This is a genomic window from Pseudomonas sp. H1_F01 (assembly GCF_054681425.1).
In genome coordinates this window covers 2,702,423-2,720,135 of sequence record NZ_CP162823.1, presented here as the reverse complement: position 1 = coordinate 2,720,135, position 17,713 = coordinate 2,702,423, and the positions used below count along the sequence as shown (strand labels likewise).

General features: G+C 63.3%; 15 protein-coding genes. 3 read left to right on the top strand and 12 right to left on the bottom strand.

The features are described 5' to 3' along the window. Positions 1-3 precede the first annotated feature (3 nt). Both AB4O09_RS12610 and gabT read right to left on the bottom strand, forming a co-directional pair. Positions 4-660 (bottom strand): HAD family hydrolase, encoded by a 657-nt coding sequence (locus AB4O09_RS12610; RefSeq protein WP_003203169.1) that lies wholly within the window; start codon positions 658-660, stop codon positions 4-6. Between the two features lie 90 nt (positions 661-750). Continuing rightward, positions 751-2,043, bottom strand: a complete 1,293-nt coding sequence (gene gabT / locus AB4O09_RS12605) for a 4-aminobutyrate--2-oxoglutarate transaminase (RefSeq protein WP_003203170.1) — start codon at positions 2,041-2,043, stop codon at positions 751-753. 288 nt (positions 2,044-2,331) lie between these two features. On the opposite strand from gabT, the gene AB4O09_RS12600 reads away from it, so the two are divergent. The 3 genes from AB4O09_RS12600 to AB4O09_RS12590 all read left to right on the top strand — a co-directional run bounded on the left by AB4O09_RS12600 (position 2,332) and on the right by AB4O09_RS12590 (position 5,089). After that, a complete protein-coding gene (locus AB4O09_RS12600; RefSeq protein ID WP_460108284.1) occupies positions 2,332-3,258 on the top strand; it encodes a 2-hydroxyacid dehydrogenase in 927 nt (308 codons plus the stop codon). A gap of 224 nt (positions 3,259-3,482) precedes the next feature. Further along, positions 3,483-4,340: a GNAT family N-acetyltransferase gene (locus AB4O09_RS12595; RefSeq protein ID WP_003203175.1), complete on the top strand. Its 858-nt coding sequence runs from the start codon at positions 3,483-3,485 to the stop codon at positions 4,338-4,340. Positions 4,341-4,381: 41 nt separating this feature from the next. Next, positions 4,382-5,089 carry a cupin domain-containing protein gene (locus AB4O09_RS12590; RefSeq protein ID WP_460108282.1) on the top strand — a complete coding sequence of 236 codons (708 nt, stop codon included), beginning with the start codon at positions 4,382-4,384 and terminating at the stop codon, positions 5,087-5,089. 240 nt (positions 5,090-5,329) lie between these two features. Here the strand turns inward: AB4O09_RS12590 and AB4O09_RS12585 are convergent, their stop codons facing one another. The 10 genes from AB4O09_RS12585 to AB4O09_RS12540 form a co-directional block, all read right to left on the bottom strand. Then, positions 5,330-6,409, bottom strand: coding sequence for a tartrate dehydrogenase (locus AB4O09_RS12585; protein ID WP_038856293.1), 1,080 nt, complete (start codon positions 6,407-6,409; stop codon positions 5,330-5,332). 40 nt (positions 6,410-6,449) lie between these two features. Then, entirely contained in the window at positions 6,450-7,907 is a 1,458-nt protein-coding gene (locus AB4O09_RS12580) for an NAD-dependent succinate-semialdehyde dehydrogenase (RefSeq protein WP_003203184.1), read from the bottom strand. Positions 7,908-8,331: 424 nt separating this feature from the next. Next, on the bottom strand, positions 8,332-9,489 hold the full coding sequence (argE, locus tag AB4O09_RS12575; protein ID WP_460108279.1) for an acetylornithine deacetylase: 1,158 nt from the start codon (positions 9,487-9,489) through the stop codon (positions 8,332-8,334). Then, entirely contained in the window at positions 9,486-10,640 is a 1,155-nt protein-coding gene (locus AB4O09_RS12570; protein ID WP_027912021.1) for an NAD(P)/FAD-dependent oxidoreductase, read from the bottom strand. Before AB4O09_RS12570 ends, argE begins: the two co-directional genes overlap by 4 nt. After that, positions 10,637-12,028, bottom strand: a complete 1,392-nt coding sequence (locus AB4O09_RS12565) for an FAD/NAD(P)-dependent oxidoreductase (RefSeq protein ID WP_460108277.1) — start codon at positions 12,026-12,028, stop codon at positions 10,637-10,639. Before AB4O09_RS12565 ends, AB4O09_RS12570 begins: the two co-directional genes overlap by 4 nt. Next, a complete protein-coding gene (locus AB4O09_RS12560; RefSeq protein ID WP_003203193.1) occupies positions 12,010-12,318 on the bottom strand; it encodes a (2Fe-2S)-binding protein in 309 nt (102 codons plus the stop codon). The genes AB4O09_RS12565 and AB4O09_RS12560 overlap by 19 nt, the downstream gene beginning before the upstream one ends. Beyond that, positions 12,315-14,159, bottom strand: coding sequence for an ABC transporter ATP-binding protein (locus AB4O09_RS12555; protein WP_003203195.1), 1,845 nt, complete (start codon positions 14,157-14,159; stop codon positions 12,315-12,317). Before AB4O09_RS12555 ends, AB4O09_RS12560 begins: the two co-directional genes overlap by 4 nt. 1 nt (position 14,160) lies before the next feature. Then, positions 14,161-15,036 (bottom strand): ABC transporter permease, encoded by an 876-nt coding sequence (locus tag AB4O09_RS12550; RefSeq protein ID WP_027912020.1) that lies wholly within the window; start codon positions 15,034-15,036, stop codon positions 14,161-14,163. Beyond that, positions 15,033-15,989 (bottom strand): ABC transporter permease, encoded by a 957-nt coding sequence (locus AB4O09_RS12545; RefSeq protein WP_003203201.1) that lies wholly within the window; start codon positions 15,987-15,989, stop codon positions 15,033-15,035. Before AB4O09_RS12545 ends, AB4O09_RS12550 begins: the two co-directional genes overlap by 4 nt. Positions 15,990-16,032: 43 nt before the next feature. After that, a complete protein-coding gene (locus AB4O09_RS12540) occupies positions 16,033-17,676 on the bottom strand; it encodes an ABC transporter substrate-binding protein (RefSeq protein ID WP_003203203.1) in 1,644 nt (547 codons plus the stop codon). Between the last annotated feature and the right edge of the window lie 37 nt (positions 17,677-17,713).

Here is a 17,713-nt window from a genome sequence, read left to right as displayed (position 1 = left end):
AAATCAGCGTCGTAAGGACAGCTGATGCTGAGCGACCAGATCAGCCATGCTGTTGATGCAGTAGTCCGCCGCACAGGGCGCGGGAGACATATCGGCGTTGCGGCAGATCAGGCAGACAGCCCCAACCGACCGTGGGTGGGCGCCGGGACGGGTCACCTGGAGAATCGTCTCGGCGCTCAGGCCATTGGCCGCCAACCAATCGTGATCCTGCAACGGGTCGCTCGCCAGCGAAATAAAATCATCAGGCTCGATGCCCAGGCGCTCGCACAACACGCCCCGGTCCTCGGCATCGCGATCCCCCTGCACCAACAACCGATAGAACTTGCGCAGGTAGAGCATCGCACCCGGCGCATCCTCGAACAGCGTCCAACCGGCAGCCGAGCGGGCGAAGCTCATGCCCTCCTCCCAACTGACCTTGAGCTTCCAGCGCTCGGCCAATTGACGGTGGGCGAAACACAGCAAGCCGCTGAAGCCCAATTCGCCGAAACGCGGGTACAAGGCTTGCAGCACCTCGTCAAAATCGGCGAGCACCTGTGCTTTGTCCAACGGCTCGCCATGGTTTTCCAGCAACGGTTGCAACGCCGTCCAGACGCCGGAGTCCCGATCCACCAGGACCTCATCGCAGTCGATCAACAACGCCCGATATTCAGTCAGCCTCATCTGTAAAGCCTCCGATGATGTCCCATCGATCAACGCTCCATTAACAACCGCCACTGACGCTCGCCCAGGCAAACGTCATGAACGCGGGCGTCAGCCCAGGACGCGTGCCAAGGCGCCGTCGAGAATCTGCAACGCTTCGTCGATCTGCGCCTCGCTGGTCACCAGCGGCGCCAGGAAGCGCAAGACGTTGCGGTACACCCCGCACTTGATCACCAGCAAACCACCGGCCCGGGCTTCGTCGATCAGGCGTTGGTTCAGGTCGGCGTCCGGGGTGCGCGCGTCGTCATGCTTGATCAGTTCGATCGCCAGCATGAAGCCGCTGCCGCGCACGTCGCCGATCTGCGGGTAACGGGTTTGCAGATGCAACAGGCCCTGGCGCAAGCGCTCACCCAGGACTTCACCACGGGCCAGCAGCTGTTCCTGCTCGTACGCCTCGATCACCGCCAGCGCCGCCGCGCACGACAGCGCATTACCGCCGTAAGTACCGCCCAGGCCACCCGGCAGTGGAGCGTCCATGATCTCGGCCTTGCCAACCACGCCCGACAGCGGCAAGCCACCGGCGAGGCTCTTGGCGACCGTGACCAGGTCCGGCTGGATGCCGGCGTGCTGGAAGCCGAACCATTTACCGGTGCGACCGAAACCGGTCTGGATTTCATCGAGAATCAACACAATGCCATGCTTTTGCGTCAATGCGCGCAGGCCCTGCAAAAACTCGACGGGGGCCGACAGGAAACCGCCATCGCCCTGCACCGGCTCGATGATGATCGCTGCGACCCGTTCAGGTGCCACTTGAGTGGCCAGCAGCTCGTCCAGTGCCTGGAGCGCCATCGCGCTGGTGACGCCGCGATAGGCATTCGGATACGGCGTGTGGAAGACCTCCGGGGCGAACGGACCGAAGTTCTGTTTATACGGCTGGCTCATGCCGGTCAGCGTAGTGCCGAGCAAGGTCCGGCCATGGAACCCGCCGCGAAAGGCAATCACGGCCGAGCGGTTGGTGTGGGCCCGGGCGATCTTCACCGCGTTTTCCACCGCTTCGGCACCCGAGGTGAAAAATGCGGCTTTATAGGCATGCTGGCCGCCGATCATTTCGCACAGGCGCTGGGCCAGGTCCAGGTAAGGCTTGTAGGCCACGACCTGGAAGCAGGCATGGGAGATCTTCTGCAGCTGGGCCTGCACGGCCGCGACGACCTTGGGGTGATTGTGGCCGATGTTCAACACACCGATGCCGCCGACGAAGTCCAGGTAGCGCTTGCCGTCCACGTCCCATAATTCCGAGCCCTGGGCCCGATCGATCACCAACGGGTGCGCGGTGACCAGGCCACGTGGCACGAATTGATCACGCTGACGGAGCAAACTTGGGGTTTCTTCGACTTTACTGTTCATTGGCATTTCCCATCGTGAGCCTCGCAGCCAGGAAGCGGCTGCGGTGTGTTCACAGGTTAAGCGTTCGACGCGATTGTCTAAGCCGAACTTGGTCGTTGAGAAATTCGGATCGACTGTTTACACCCCGGCAAACAGCAGAATCCTCCAGAGGCATTCCAGCCCCATGGAATCTGCCGCAAGAGGCACCTTGCAACGCAGCGTGATGCTGCTACACCGGCCCTTTCGACAGATCCTGCTCTGGCATTGAGGCATGCTAGGGGCTCCTTGATTTCAGGCGAGAAGTGACCCATGGCCCTGCTCTATAAAGCTGACCCGTTACGCGGCGAACACTGGCGGCGCCTGTTCGCCGAACACGCGCCGGACATCGAATGGCGTGCCTGGCCAGACATCGGCGACCCGCGGGATATCCAGTACCTGGCGGCCTGGCAGGCACCGGACGACATCGAAACGCTGTTGCCGAATCTGCGAGTGCTATTCGCCTTGTCAGCCGGCGTGGATCAACTCGACCTAAGCCGCTTGCCGATAACGCTGCCGGTGGTGCGCTTGCTCGACCCCGGCATCAGCCAAGGCATGTGCGAGTACGCCAGTTTCGCCGTGCTCAGCCTGCACCGGGACATGTTGCGCTATCGCCAGCAACAGGCCGAACGGTGCTGGCAAGCACACCGGCTGGTGCCCGCCGGGCAACGCCGGGTGGGCGTCATGGGCCTGGGTTTGCAGGCACGGCAGATACTCGCCACCTTGAAGACCTTTGGCTTTGCCTTATCCGGTTGGGCCCGCAGCGAACATCACATCGACGGGGTGGCGTGCTTTGCTGGCGACGAGCAATTGCCGGCCTTTCTCGGCCAATGCGAGATTGTGCTGTGCGTCCTGCCGTTGACCGAACAGACCCGAGGGATCCTCAACCGCCAGCTGTTCCAACACCTGCCCAAGGGCGCAGCGTTGGTCAACATGGGCCGAGGTGGGCACCTGGTGGAAGAGGACCTGCTTGAAGCCCTTGCCGACGGCCAACTCAGCGCCGCGGTGCTGGATGTCCTCGAGCAGGAGCCGGCGCCAGCGGACCATCCCTTCTGGCACCATCCCCACATACTGTTGACCCCGCACATCGCGGCGATGACTCAGCCTGAAAGTGCCTTTGGCGTGTTGCTGGAGAACATCCGCCGGCATCAACGGGGTGAATCGATGCTGGGCCTGGTTGATCGTGAGCGCAGCTATTGAGCCCTGACGGCCTCTGGTTTCGATCTGAACAGCGAAAAAACGACCCGGTATTTACTGCTGGCCAGGCGTCTGATTTGAGCAAGAAATGTGGCCGGCAGGGCCGTTGCTTACGCAAGATACCGAATCGATGTGCCGCCCTTGCCAGGCCCGGTGGCAGGTGAGATACAAAGACTTTCAGCGCACATATCCATCCGATTTCGTCCCTTATTTTATGGTGATCAGCCATGTCCATTTCGCAACGCCCTACTTATTTCTATCGTGCCATGACCACCACCGACGTGCCTTCGGCCCATGCCTTGTCCGTGCAGTTGAAATGGCCCCATCGCCTGGAAGACTGGGCGATGTTGCAGCGCGTCGCCCAGGGGTTTGTCGTGGAAGACCAGGGTCGTTTGATCGGAACGGCGTTCACCTGCGCCCAAGGGGACTACGCCACCATCGGCCTGGTGATTGTCGACGATGAGTACCAGGGCCAGGGAATCGGTCGCAAGCTGATGGAACTGGCAATCGAAGCTTGCGGCTCGCGAACCGCCATCCTCAACGCGACCCTGGCCGGTGCCCCGCTGTATGCCAGTCAGGGGTTCGTTGATTTTGGGCATATCCAGCAGCACCAAGGGCAAGCGCTGGTTCCGGCCCCACTGGAACTGGCCGCCGGCGAGCGCTGCCGCGAGCTGAGCGCAGCCGATCACGCCGAGCTGATCAAACTGGCCAATGCCGGGAGCGGGCTGGAGCGGAGCGTTGTGCTCAATGACCTGTTCGAGGTCGTTGAACATTCAGCGGGTATCGAGCGCGACGGTCACTTGTGCGCCTTCGCCCTGCTGCGCCCCTTCGGCCGTGGCCGCTGCATTGGCCCGGTCATCGCCCAGAACCTGGAACAGGCCCAACACTTGATCGCCGTGCTGCTGGCTCAGGTGCCGGACGCATTCGTTCGCATCGACATCCCTTCAAGCAGCGGCCTGGCCCCTTGGCTGGAAGAGGCCGGGCTCAAGCAGGTCGACACCGTCGCCCAAATGGCACGGGGCACGCCCCCGCAGGCGAGCGGTGCGGTTCGACAATTTGCGCCGGTGACCCAGGCCATTGGCTGAAACCCACACTCCCCTCAACGCTTCCCTGGAGAATCATCTTCATGCTCGAACCCACTGCAGTGCTGTTGGCACACGCCGATGGCAGTCTTGCCTCAACCCCGTTCACCCCGGGCTCGCTGGGCGCCAACGATCCGTTCGACCGACTCATCGCCTATGCCGGGGCGGATGGCATGGCTGCCGGCGTGGTCCGGGCGAATGGGCTGTTCAGCGTCGATGAATACCCCTTCAGTGAGACGCTCGTGGTGCATGCCGGCGCAGTGACGCTGCGCAGCCAGGGGCAGACGCTGCAGCTCAAGCCGGGTGAAAGCGCGGTGATCGGTCGGGGCACGGCACTTGAGGTCGAGGCGCAGCCCGGCTCGCTCTGGGCCTTCTGTGCCGAGACCCAACGCATCGAAGCGCACCTTGCCGGGCTGACGGCACTCCCCGCCCACACCCTGCTCTCGCCTTCTGCTGCCCCGGATGACGAGATCCTGCTCAGCCCGCCGCCGCAATGTCGCTCGCACAATCTGTTTGTCGAAGAAGCGAGCAACCTGCGCATCGGTATCTGGGACTCGACGCCCTACACCCGCAAGTCACGACCGCACAAACTGCATGAGCTGATGCACCTGCTCGAAGGCAGCGTCACCTTGCAGGCGGCCGATGGCAGCGACTTGACGGTCAAGACCGGCGACACCGTTTTCGTCCCGCTGAATGCACCGTGTGCCTGGAAAAGCAGCGTCTATGTGCGCAAGGTATACGTCGTCAAGTAATCCGGTGTATGGCAGCACTTGCTCGCGATGGCGGCGGCACAGCCAACATCACCACTAGCTGATCCACCGCTATCGCGAGCAAGCTTTGCTCCCACAACGGGTTGCGGGTGGAGGTGAAATCTGCGGCCAACCGAGAACCCAATGTGGGAGCGAGCAAGGTTTTTTGGCGGGTGGCGGCGGATCAGCAAAAAAAAGCCCGCAGTGTGAGCGGGCAAAAGGTGTCGCAGGTTAGATCGAGCCTCAGAGCACGGCGGCGATGGCCCGGCCAACATCCTGGGTCGAGCCTTGTCCACCCAGGTCGGGGGTGATGGGGCCTTCGGCGATTACTTGTTCGATGGCCTTGAGAATCCCATCATGGGCCGCGCGGTAGCGTTCATCGCCGTTACCCAGGAAATCGAGCATCAAGGCGCCGGACCAGATCATCGCGATCGGGTTGGCGATGTTCTGCCCATAGATATCGGGGGCCGAGCCATGCACCGGTTCGAACAGCGATGGGTAGCGGCGCTCCGGATCGAGGTTGGCCGACGGTGCGATGCCAATGGTGCCGGCACAGGCCGGGCCCAGGTCGGAGAGGATGTCGCCGAACAGGTTCGACGCCACCACCACATCAAACCGGTCCGGCTGCAAAACAAAGCGAGCGCACAGGATGTCGATGTGTTGCTTGTCCCACTTCACATCCGGGTACTGCTCGGCCATCAATGCCGTGCGCTCGTCCCAATACGGCATGCTGATGGAGATGCCGTTGGACTTGGTGGCCGCTGTCAGGCGTTTGCGCGGTCGGGTCTGGGCCAGGTCGAAGGCGAACTTCAGGATGCGGTCGACGCCTCGGCGGGTGAACACCGACTCCTGCAGCACGAACTCATGCTCGGTGCCTTCGAACATCTTGCCGCCGATGGAGGAGTATTCGCCCTCGGTGTTTTCACGGATCACCACGAAGTCGATGTCCCCCGCCTTGCGCCCGGCCAGGGGACACGGCACGCCCGGAAACAGCCGCACCGGGCGGATGTTCACGTACTGGTCGAAGTCGCGGCGGAACTTGAGCAACGAGCCCCACAGGGAAATATGATCCGGCACCTTGTCCGGCCAACCCACGGCGCCGAAGTAGATCGCGTCGAAGCCCTTGAGTTGTTCGAACCAGTCGGAGGGCATCATCTGCCCGTGCTCCAGGTAGTAATCGCAATGGGCCCAATCGAGCACTTCGATGTCCAGCGACAACTGCCACTTTTTCGCGGCTTGCTCCAGTACCCGCAGCCCTTCCGGCAGGACTTCCTTACCGATGCCATCGCCGGCAATCGCAGCGATTCGAAATGGTTTGCTCATCAATCGTGGCTCCCTGGTGTCTGTTCAAATGACGGTCGCATCACAACCCACCGATGTGGAAGGCTTTGACTTCAAGGTACTCGTCCAGGCCGTACTTGCTGCCTTCGCGCCCCAGGCCCGACTGCTTGATGCCGCCGAAGGGTGCGACTTCCATGGAGATAAGCCCGGTATTGAGCCCGACCATGCCGAACTCCAGCGCCTCGCCGAAACGCCATGAGCGGCGCAGGTCCTGGGTGAAGTAATAAGCGCCCAGGCCATAAGGCGTGGCATTGGCCAGGGCCAGGGCCTGCTCTTCAGTAGTAAAGCGCATCAGCGGAGCCACCGGGCCGAAGGTTTCTTCGTTGGCCAGCAACATCCCGGCGTGGGCCTCCCCCAATACCGTTGGCTGGACAAACTGACTGTCGCCCTCGGGAACACCGCCACAGAGCAGACGCGCGCCCTGGCTCAACGCATCGTCGATGTGCCGGGCGACTTTGTTCACCGCAGCGAGGTTGATCAGCGGGCCGATCATCACGTCAGCCTCCAACCCGTTTCCGACCTTGAGCTTGCCCACCTCCTCTACCAGGCGCGCGGCGAAGCGTTCGTAGATACCGTCCTGCACCAGGATGCGGTTGGCGCAGACGCAGGTCTGGCCGGCGTTGCGAAACTTGCTGAGCATGATGCCGGCCACCGCCTGCTCCAGGTCTGCATCGTCAAACACGATGAACGGCGCGTTGCCGCCCAGCTCCAGGCTCAAGCGCTTGATGTGCTCGGCGCTCTGGCGCATCAGCAAGCGCCCGACCGCCGTAGAGCCGGTAAAGGAAATCTTGCGTACCGTCGGGTTGCCGGTCAGCTCTTCGCCGATACCGGCCGGCATGCCCGTCACGACATTGAACACGCCGGCCGGAATCCCGACCCGCTCGGCCAACACCGCCAGGGCCAAGGCCGACAAGGGGGTCAGGTCCGAGGGTTTGACGATGACCGGGCAGCCGGCCGCCAAGGCCGGTGCGCACTTGCGGGTGATCATCGCATTGGGGAAATTCCATGGGGTGATCGCGGCACAGACACCCACCGGCTGCTTGAGCGTAAGCAGGCGTCGGTCGCCGCTGGGCGCCGGGATGGTCTCGCCATAGACCCGACGGGCCTCTTCGGCAAACCATTTGGCGAAACCGGCCCCGTAGCGGATTTCACCTTTGGCTTCGTTCAACGGCTTGCCCTGTTCACAGGTCATGATCAGCGCGAGGTCGTCGAGGTTGTCCATCATGGCTTGATACCAGCGCTCCAACAGCGCTGCACGCTCCGCCGCCGGACGCGCGCGCCACGCTGGCCAGGCGCGCTCGGCGGCCTCGATGGCACGCCGGGTTTCCACGCCTTGCATCGCCGGTACACGGGCGAGCACCTGACCGGTGGCCGGGTCAATGACGTCAAGGGTGGCGGCGTTGTCGGCGCCGATCCACTGACCGTCGATGTAAGCGAGTTCTGCCAACAGGCTGGGGTCTTTCAATCGATTCTTGAGCATGGTCGCGTCCTGTTCCGAGGTGATTCCAGTCTAAGGAGATGCCACGGGGCAGGATGCTGAAAGCGGGGTTTGGGCAGTGTTGGATGCTGAAGTTTCGAGGTGGGACGGCAGGCTCTACCGAGGCCCCAGGCTAAGCACCGAACACTGAACACTGAACACTGAACACTGAATACTGTGGGAGCAAAGCTTGCTCGCGATGGCGGTGGATCAGGCGACATCGATCAAGACCGTGTCATCGTTCATCGCGAGCAAGCTTTGCTCCCACAGGTGTGCTCCCACAGGTGTGCTCCCACAGGTGTGTTCCCACAGGTGTGTTCCCATAGGTGTGTTCCCACAGGTGTGTTCCCATAGGTGTGTTCCCACAGGTGTGTTCCCATAGGTGTGTTCCCACAGGTGTGCTCCCACCTTTTGTTTTGTGCAGGGCTTAGATTTTCAGCGAGCCGAGCAACCCTTCCAGAAACCGCTCCCCGGCCTCCATCTGGCTGATCTCGATGAACTCGTCGGGCTTGTGCGCCTGTTCGATCGAGCCTGGGCCACAGACCACCACGGGCACGTCCAGGCGCTGCTTGAACAGGCCGCCTTCGGTGCCGAAGGAGACCTTGGCGGTGCCGGTGTCCGGGGTGGCGAAGTTTTTCAGGAAGCGCACGGCTTCGACGCTCGGGTGGGTGTCGAGCCCCGGATAGACGTTGAGGGTTTCGATCTCGATGTCCGCGACGCTGGAGAGCTTTTTCGCCTCGCGCACGATCACCTCGGCGCGCTCGCGCAGTTGCTCCAGGAACAGGTCCAGATCGTCGTCCGGCAAATTGCGCACTTCGAAATCCAGGGTGCACAGGTTCGGCACGATGTTCAGTGCCTTGCCGCCGACAATCTGCCCGACATGCACGGTGCTGTAGGGCACATCGTAATCCGCGTCCTGGGCGCCTTGTTCCTGCAATTGCTGCTGGCTCTGGCGCAACGCCGCGATGAAATCGCAGGCCACGTGAATCGCATTGACCGAGCGCGGTGCCAGCGATGAGTGCGTTTCCAGGCCGCGACAGTAGGTGCGATAGGAGCCCTTGCCCTTGTGGCCGAGCACGAACTGCATGTTGGTCGGCTCGCCAATCACACACAGAAACGGTCGCACCGGCGCCAGGTGCAGCACATCGAGCAAGCGCCGCACCCCCACGCAACCGATCTCTTCGTCATGGGAAAGCGCCAGTTGCAATGGCCGGTTCAAGGAGTGGTCAGCGGCATCGAGCATGGCGTCGATGGCCAGCGCAATGAAACCTTTCATGTCACAACTGCCACGCCCGTACACCCGTCCATCGCGCACGGTCGCCTGGAACGCCGGAACGGTCCAGGCCTGCCCCGCCGCCGGCACCACGTCGGTGTGGCCGGACAGCAGGACCCCGGGCAACTCACGCGGACCGGTGCTGGCGAACAGGTTGGCCTTCTTGCCGCTCTCATCCTTGACGATCAGCGACTCGATACCCTTGCTCAGCAACAGCTCGCGCACGTACTCGATCAGGGCCAGGTTCGATTCTGAAGAGACCGTTTCAAACGCCAGCAGGCGTTCGAAAATGGCTAACACGCGGGGTTTCATGAGGCCTTGCTCCGTTGCTCGGCGGAAAGGGCGAACCGGCGGATGGAGAACGGCTCGATGAAGGTTCGAGTGCTGCCGGTGCTGATCAGTTCAGCCATGACATCGCCAACGCCCGGACCGAGCTGGAAGCCATGGCCGCTGAAGCCGAACGCATAGTACAAGCCATCGACGTTGCCACTGGGCCCCATCACCGGCAGGGAATCGGGCAGGTAGCCTTCGATGCCGCTCCACACGCGGATGATGTTGAGATTGCCGACACCCGGCAGCAGGCGACGCATCTGGTCCAGTTGGTTGAGGATGCTGCGCGGCTCGACATAGGCCCGGCGGTTGAGCATGTCCGGCTTGCAACGATAGCCGCCGCCGATGACGATATTGCCCCGGGGAATCTGGCGAAAATAGATCACTTCTTCAGGAATCTTGGTGTACACGCCGATCACCGTCGGCAAGGCATAAGGCACCGGTTCGGTGACGGCCATCTGCGGTCCGTTGGGCTCCAGCGGCACTGGCTCGCCGAACTGCGCCGAGAGCTTCTGGCCCCAGGCGCCCGCAGTAATCAACAGTTGCGCGGCGCTGAACTGACGACCATCGGTGGTGCTGATGCTGAACCCGTCACCGACCTTCTGCACCTCGGCCACCTCGGTGCGTTCCTCGATGCGCGCACCGAGTCGCCGCGCCGCCCGGGCAAACGCCGGGGCGGCCAGACGCGGATTGGCGTGACCGTCGTGGGGCGCATAGGAGCCGCCCTTGACGTCCTTGCCGAGAAACGGAAAACGCGCATGCAGCTCGCTGCCGCGATAGATCTGCAAGTCCAGTTGCGCCGCTTCCGGTGCCGCTGCGTAAGCCTCAAGCTCGGGTATTTCATCCTCGCGATAACACACGCGCATGTGCCCGCTGGCGACGAACTCCAGGTCGTCGTCGATCAGCTCCGGCAAGCGTTTCCACAGCGCCCAGGACCGGTTCGCCAGTTCCAGTTGCCCGAGAAAACGCCCCTGGCGCCGCACGTTGCCGAAGTTCACGCCGCTGGCGTACTGCCCGATCTGGTCACGCTCCAGCAGGATCACCGACTGCCCCCGTTGGCGCAGGAAAAACGCTGCCGCCGAACCCATCAGGCCGCCGCCGACAATCACCACATCGGCTTTATTCAGCGTCATGGCGTCACCTCCCGAGTGAGCATCGAAAGTGGTTTCACGGGGGCCTGACCACGCTGGCGCCCCACCTCCTGCACCTGGACACCCGCTGCTGCCGCAATCACTTCGGCCCCGGCCTGGGAGCAATAACGCCCCTGGCAGCGGCCCATGCCGACCCGGCTGAACGCCTTGGCCCGGTTGACTTCACAGGCGCCCTTTTCGCTGACCGTGCGGCGCAGTTCGCCGGCGCTGATCATCTCGCAGCGGCAAACGATGGCCTCGTCCGGCAAGGCCTTGGCTTGTGCCGCTGGCCAGGGAAACGCCTGGGCCAGGCCGAGGCGAAACGCATCCATTACCTTGAGCGCCTGGCGCTGTTCGGCGACGAGTGCGGCGTCCACCGGCTGCTGCAGATCGCTCAACAACGCCAAGGCGACCAGGCGCCCGGCATGCTCGGCTGCATCGGCGCCACGGATCTTCGAACCATCACCGGCGGCGTAGACACCGCTGACCGAGGTCCGCCCCTCCTCGTCCGTGTCCAGCAGCCATTGGCTGGAGGCCTCGTCAAAGCGCAGGCGGCAGCCCGCCAGGTCGGCCAGTTGGGTTTCCGGGCGCAAGTGATAACCCAGCGCCACCGCGTCGCACGCCACCGTCAAGGTTTCCCCGCTCGCGCTACGAACCCGCACGCCGCTGACACCGGTGGTCGCCTCACCCAGAATTTGCAGCGGCGAAATACCCAAGTGCACAGCAATCTTCGCCCGGTACAACTGCGCCAACAGTTTCATGCCGGTGAACAGCAAGCTCGGGCGCGCCATGAGTTTGGGCAAGGCTTTGATGCGCTGGCCCAGCGGCGATGTGTCCAGCACTGCCGCGACGTTGGCGCCGGCCTTGAGGTATTGGCTGGCGACCAGATACAGCAACGGTCCGCTGCCCATGAACACCACGCGGTGGCCGATGGAAACCGCCTGGGCCTTCAAGGCGATCTGCGCGCCGCCGAGGCTGTAGGTACCGCCCAACTGCCAGCCCTCGATGGGCATCAGGCGGTCGGTGGCGCCGGTGCAGAGGATCAGCGCGTCGTAATCCACCGTCGTGTGCTGGCCCTGGCTGACGCAGCACAATTGCCCGGGTGTCAGGTTCCACACCAGGGTGTCCGGACGGTAGTCGATCTGCGGGCGCAAGCGGTCGAAGCTTTCGTGCAGGTCACGGGCCTTGTCCGCCTCGGTGCCGTACAGCGTGGCGTAGCTGCGGGTGAACCCTTCGGGCTGGCGCCGGCAGATCTGCCCGCCATCGCGACGGTTTTCGTCGAGCAGGATCGGCTTGAAGCCCGCAGCGACCAGGGTCTGGGCGCAACGGATGCCGGCCGGTCCGGCGCCGACAATGACGACTCGATGCGTGTTCAGCCGCGCAGTGGCCATATCGCCTCCGGTTGTTGAGTAATGATGTCCAGCCCTTCGCGCACTTCATTGGAGCAAGCTCGCAGGCGCTCGCCGCCGCGGGTCCAGACCCAGCAATCCTGGCAGGCGCCCATCAGGCAGAAACCGGCCCGGCTGCCCGGATCGAATTCCGACTGGCGCAACGCCGGGCCGTGGGTCAGCAATGCGACCATCAGGGTGTCGCCCTGCAACGCCTCGACCGAGACGCCATCCACTTTCAATTTGACGACGGGCCGGCCCTTTTCGGCCAACCTCACGAAACGCGCGTTCATGCGTAGGCTCCCACGATCATGCTGTTTGAATCCTGTTGGCGCTTGAGCAACTCGGCACTGTCGTGATGACAGAGCACCTCGCTGCCGCCGTCGATAATCCGCCGGGGCGGCGCGGTGTGGTTGCACAGGCCATCGACCCGCGCCGGGCAGCGATTGAGGAAGGTGCACAGCTCCGGCACCTCCGCGCGCGCGCCCAACGCCGGCAGCGTGCCGCAGGTGGTGGCGCCACAACTTTCCAGCCAACCCTGACGCATCTCCGGTACCGAGTGGATCAGCAGGTCGGTGTAGGGATGGAACGGCGCCTGGGCGAACGATTGCCGGCTACCCTCTTGAACCTTATGGCCGCTGTACATCACCACAATGTCGTCGCACAGCGCCCGCACCGTGGAGATGTCATGGCTGATGAACAAGTAGGACACCCCCAGTTGCTGGCGCAGGTCGCGCAGCAGTTCGAGAATCGCCGCGCCGACCACGGTGTCGAGGGCCGAGGTCACTTCATCGCACAGGATCAGGTCTGGTTTGGCCGCCAGCGCCCGGGCCAGGTTGACCCGCTGTTTCTGTCCGCCGGAGAGTTCGCTCGGGCGGCGCTCGGCCATGTCCCGTGGCAGACGCACCAGGTCGAGCAATTCGCCGATACGCTCACGCAGCGCCGCGCCCTTGAGGCCGAAATACATCTTCAACGGCCGGCTCAGGATGGTGCTGATGCTGTGCATCGGGTTGAGCGCGGTGTCGGCGTTCTGGAACACCATTTGGATGCGCCGGAACTGTTCATCCGTGCGCTCGGACAGGCTGCCGCCCAGCGGCTGACCGTCAAACGTCAGCCCGCCCAGGGCCGGGGTCAACAGCCCGGCCACCACTCGCGCCAGAGTCGATTTTCCAGAGCCTGATTCACCGATCACACCGATGGCCTGGCCCCTGCGCACGGTCAGGTCGATGTCTTCGAGCACCCGGATCGCCGGCATGCCGTGCTGGTTCTTGTTGCCGTAGCCAGCGGTCAAGCCCTTGATGGTCAGCAGTGGCGTGTCTTCGGCCACACCGCATGGCGGGCGAATCGTCGTGTCCGGCCGTGCCGCCGCCAGCAGGCTGCGGGTGTAGGCGTGAGCCGGGCCCTTGAGCAGCGGCGCGGTGGCGCTCTGCTCGAAGATCTGCCCGCCGTTGAGCACCACGATCTGGTCGGCCATCTGCGCCACGACGGCCAGGTCGTGGGACACGTAGACTGCCGTCGCGCCACGTTCGCGCACCACCCGCTTGAACGCACGCAGCACGTCGATCTGGGTGGTCACATCGAGGGCCGTGGTCGGCTCATCGAGCACCACCAGCAGCGGATCGCTGATCAGCGCCATGGCCGCCATCACCCGCTGCAGTTGCCCGCCGGACACTTGATGGGGATAACGCTGGCCGATGCGTTCGGGATCCGGCAGCGCCAGGTCGCGGAACAGTTCGATGGCCTTGGCTTCGAGCACGGCACGGCTGCCCAGGCCATGGATCAACGCACCTTCCACCACTTGGTCGATGAGTTTCTTGGCCGGGTTGAACGCCGCCGCGGCGCTTTGGGCGATGTACGACACCCGATTGCCGCGCAGGCCTTGCAGCTCGCGCTCACTCAAGGCGAGCATGTCGTGCTCGCCAATCTGCACCACCCCACCCGCCAGGCGACAACCGCGCCGGGCATAACCGAGCAGCGCCAGGGCGATGGTGGTCTTGCCCGAACCGGACTCGCCGATCAGCGCCAGCACTTCACCTTTCTCCAGGGAGAAACTCACGCCCTTGACGATCTCCACCTCGCTGCGCTCGCCACAGGCGACCACGCGCAGGTTCTCGACTCGGATCAACTGGCTCATATCAATGGCCTCCCGTACGTCGGTTGCGCCGCGAAGACAAGCGGTCGATAAACAGATTGACGCCGATGGTCAGGGTGCCGATGGCCAGGGCTGGAATCACGATGGCCGGCGCGCCCTGGTTGAGGCCGCCGATGTTTTCCCGCACCAGCGAACCCAGGTCGGCATCCGGCGGTTGCACGCCCAGGCCGAGGAAGCTCATGCCGCTGAGCAGCAGGACGATGAAGCCAAAACGCAGGCCCAGGTCGGTCAGCACCGGGTTGAGCATGTTCGGCAGAATTTCCACACAGGCGATGTACAGCCGGCGTTCGCCACGGGTGCGGGCCACTTGCACGTATTCCAGGGCCTCGATGTTCACCGCCATGCTGCGGGCGATACGAAACGCCCCCGGCATGAAGCTGAGCACCGCCGTGCAGACCAGCAGGGTCACTGACGAGCCGAACGCCGAGACCATGATCAGCGCGAGCATCTTGCTCGGGATCGAAATGAAGGCATCCATCAGGCGGCTGATCAGCTCATCCAGCCACTTCGGCGAAACCACCGACAGCAACGCGCAACTGGTGCCCAGCCCACTGGCCAGCACCGCCGCCACCAACGCCAGGCCAACGGTAAACTGCGCGCCCACCAGAATGCGGCTGAGCATGTCGCGGCCCAGGTAATCGGTGCCCAGCGGATAAGCGGCACTGAGGTTGTCGAAGACATTGTCGGAGACCACTTCCCCCACCGGGTGCGGCGCCAGCCATGGCCCGAAGATAGCCACCAGCAACCAGATCACACACATCGCGGCGCCGATCAGGCCGAGCCAGGGGGTTTTGCGCGACACCTTGCCCAAGGCCAGTTCGGGCGCCGCAGGCGGGGATTTCACAATGAGATTGTTCATTGGTTTCTCAGCCTCGGATTGGACAGGATCGCGCACAGGTCAGCCACCAGCACCAACACCAGGTACGCCGTACAAAACAGCATGGTGCAGGCCTGGACCAACGCCATGTCGCGGTTGGTCACGGCATCGACCATCAAGCTGGCGATGCCGGGATAGTTGAAAATCGTCTCGACGATCACCACCCCACCCAGCAGGTAGGACAGGCTCAGGGCGATGGCATTGGCGATCGGCCCGATGGCATTGGGCAAGGCATGGCGCAGCACCACCCGCACCGGGCTCACGCCTTTGAGGCGGGCCATTTCCACGTAGGGGCTGTCGAGTTGATCGATCACCGCCGCCCGGGTCATGCGCGCCATTTGCGCGACGATGACGCAGCACAGGGTCATCACCGGCAAGGCATAGGTGCGCATGAATTGCAGCGGCGAAGTGATCTCGCTGGAATAGGACAGCGCCGAAAGCCAGCCCAGGTTCACCGCGAAAATCAGCACGGCGAGGGTGGCGACCAGGAACTCCGGCACCGCCACCATCGTCAGGGTGAAGAAGCTCAGGAAGCCGTCGATGCGCCCTCCTCGCCCCATCGCCGAGCCGATGCCCAGGATCAACGCTACCGGCACCGACACCAGCGCCGTGGCCGCCGCCAGCATCAGCGTGTTGGGCACCCGGCCAGCCATCAACTCGCTGACCGGCGTGGCGTTGGAGATCGACACGCCCATGTCGCCGCTGAGCAGGCTCATCAACCAGTGCAGGTAGCGCAACACACCCGGTTGGTCCAGGCCCATCTTCACCCGCAGCGCCGCCACTTGCTCAGGCGTGGCGAACTGTCCAAGGGACTGTTGCGCCGCGTCTCCCGGCAACACCGCCGTAATGGCGAACACCACCATCGATACGATCAACAGGGTCACGACCGCAGCGCCCAGGCGCCGGCCGATCAACCAAAGTGTGTTGCTATTCATCTCCCTACCCCTTGTGCCATGTCACGCCGCAAGACAACACGCATCAAGCGTCAAGCCAGACTTGCTCAGCGAACATATAGCCCATGAAACCGCCCAGCGGGTTGGTGCCATAACCCTTGACGCGTTGGTCGACGCCATCGATGTTGCTGATGAACACCGGGATGCCGATGCCGCTGTGGTCATGCACCAGGGTCTGCATGTCGGCATACATCTGCCCGCGCTTGGCCTCATCGGTTTCACCGCGAGCCTGGATCAGCAACTGGTCGAACTGCGGGTTTTTCCAGCCGGATTCGTTCCACGGTGCCGTGGACTGGAAGAACTGCGAGAACAACATGTCGGCGTTAGGCCGCGGGTTGATGTTGCCGAAGCTCAGCGGGTGCTTGGCCCAGTGGTTGGACCAATAGCCGTCGCTCGGCAGCCGATTGACGTTGAGCTTGAGCCCGGCCTCCTTGGCCGATTGCTGCAGCAGCACGGCAACGTCGACCGAACCGGTGGCGGCCGGCGAGCACATCACCGGCATGCTGATGTTTTCCATGCCGGCCTTCTTCAGCAGGAAACGGGCCTTCTCCGGATCGTAGGTCCGTTGCGGCAGGTCGGCGTTGTAGAAACGAGAGCCGGGCGCAATCGGATGGTCGTTACCGACCCTGGCGAACCCACGGAAGATCGCCGACTTGACCTGTTCGCGGTCCAGCAGCAGTTTCATCGCCTCGGTAAACTCCGGGCTCTGGCCGGGCATCTGGTCTTGGCGAATGATCAGGTCGGTGTAGTTACCCGACGGCGAATCCACCACGCGATGGGTGGTGCTGTCCTTGATGCGCGTGGTCGAGCGCGGGTTGACCTCATTGATGATCTGCACGTCGCCCGACAGCAACGCGTTGACCCGTGACGGTTCGTCACCGATGCCGATGAATTCGATTTCGTCGAGGTACGGCAGGCCAGGCTTCCAGTAGTTGGTGTTGCGCGCACCGATGGAACGCACCCCAGGCTTGAATTCCTTGACCTTGAACGGGCCGGTGCCGATGCCCTGGTTGAAGTCGCTGGTGCCCTCGGGGACGATCAACAGGTGGGATACGGCAAGGATCGACGGCAGCTCGGCATTCGGGCCGCTCAGGCGTATCTGCACTTCATGGGTGCCGGTAGCCTTGACCTCGGCAAACTGCTCGGCCAGCGGCAAGACCTTGGAACCGGTGATCGGGTCCTTGTGACGCATCAGGGAAAACACCACGTCGGCGGCGGTGAGGCCCTTGCCGTTGTGGAAGGTCACTTCCTTGCGCAGGGTAATCACCCAGAGCGTGGCGTCGGTGGTGTCCATGCGTTCGGCCAGTTCCAGTTGCGGCACCATGTGGCTGTCGAAACGCGTCAGGCCGTTGTAGAACATGTAATGACGCACGTAGTCCGTGGACGATGAGCCTTTGGCCGGGTCCAGGGTATCGGCGGTGGAACTGGAGATACCGGCGACGCGGATACGCCCGCCGGGCTTGCCTTTGCCGGGGCTTGCCTGCTCATCGGCAAGCAGCTTGCCGGCGGCACCGAACAGACTGCCGGCACCCGCCGCGGCCACACCGGCCAGCCCGAGCATCTGCAATGCATGGCGGCGCGACATGCCGCGGTTGAGCCCTTCGAAAACACGCAGACTTTCTGTACCGGTGATCAACTGGTCTTTGATGCCGTTTTTATTGTCACTCATGTCAGTTCTACCTTTCGGAAAATGATAGGGCTCGATT

Excerpts from the sequence above, each read along its gene's own strand:
- AB4O09_RS12610 (WP_003203169.1), bottom strand. The coding sequence starts at position 660 with ATGAGGCTGACTGAATATCGGGCGTTGTTGATCGACTGCGATGAGGTC.
- gabT (WP_003203170.1), bottom strand. The coding sequence starts at position 2,043 with ATGAACAGTAAAGTCGAAGAAACCCCAAGTTTGCTCCGTCAGCGTGAT.
- AB4O09_RS12600 (WP_460108284.1), top strand. The coding sequence starts at position 2,332 with ATGGCCCTGCTCTATAAAGCTGACCCGTTACGCGGCGAACACTGGCGG.
- AB4O09_RS12595 (WP_003203175.1), top strand. The coding sequence starts at position 3,483 with ATGTCCATTTCGCAACGCCCTACTTATTTCTATCGTGCCATGACCACC.
- AB4O09_RS12590 (WP_460108282.1), top strand. The coding sequence starts at position 4,382 with ATGCTCGAACCCACTGCAGTGCTGTTGGCACACGCCGATGGCAGTCTT.
- AB4O09_RS12585 (WP_038856293.1), bottom strand. The coding sequence starts at position 6,409 with ATGAGCAAACCATTTCGAATCGCTGCGATTGCCGGCGATGGCATCGGT.
- AB4O09_RS12580 (WP_003203184.1), bottom strand. The coding sequence starts at position 7,907 with ATGCTCAAGAATCGATTGAAAGACCCCAGCCTGTTGGCAGAACTCGCT.
- argE (WP_460108279.1), bottom strand. The coding sequence starts at position 9,489 with ATGAAACCCCGCGTGTTAGCCATTTTCGAACGCCTGCTGGCGTTTGAA.
- AB4O09_RS12570 (WP_027912021.1), bottom strand. The coding sequence starts at position 10,640 with ATGACGCTGAATAAAGCCGATGTGGTGATTGTCGGCGGCGGCCTGATG.
- AB4O09_RS12565 (WP_460108277.1), bottom strand. The coding sequence starts at position 12,028 with ATGGCCACTGCGCGGCTGAACACGCATCGAGTCGTCATTGTCGGCGCC.
- AB4O09_RS12560 (WP_003203193.1), bottom strand. The coding sequence starts at position 12,318 with ATGAACGCGCGTTTCGTGAGGTTGGCCGAAAAGGGCCGGCCCGTCGTC.
- AB4O09_RS12555 (WP_003203195.1), bottom strand. The coding sequence starts at position 14,159 with ATGAGCCAGTTGATCCGAGTCGAGAACCTGCGCGTGGTCGCCTGTGGC.
- AB4O09_RS12550 (WP_027912020.1), bottom strand. The coding sequence starts at position 15,036 with ATGAACAATCTCATTGTGAAATCCCCGCCTGCGGCGCCCGAACTGGCC.
- AB4O09_RS12545 (WP_003203201.1), bottom strand. The coding sequence starts at position 15,989 with ATGAATAGCAACACACTTTGGTTGATCGGCCGGCGCCTGGGCGCTGCG.
- AB4O09_RS12540 (WP_003203203.1), bottom strand. The coding sequence starts at position 17,676 with ATGAGTGACAATAAAAACGGCATCAAAGACCAGTTGATCACCGGTACA.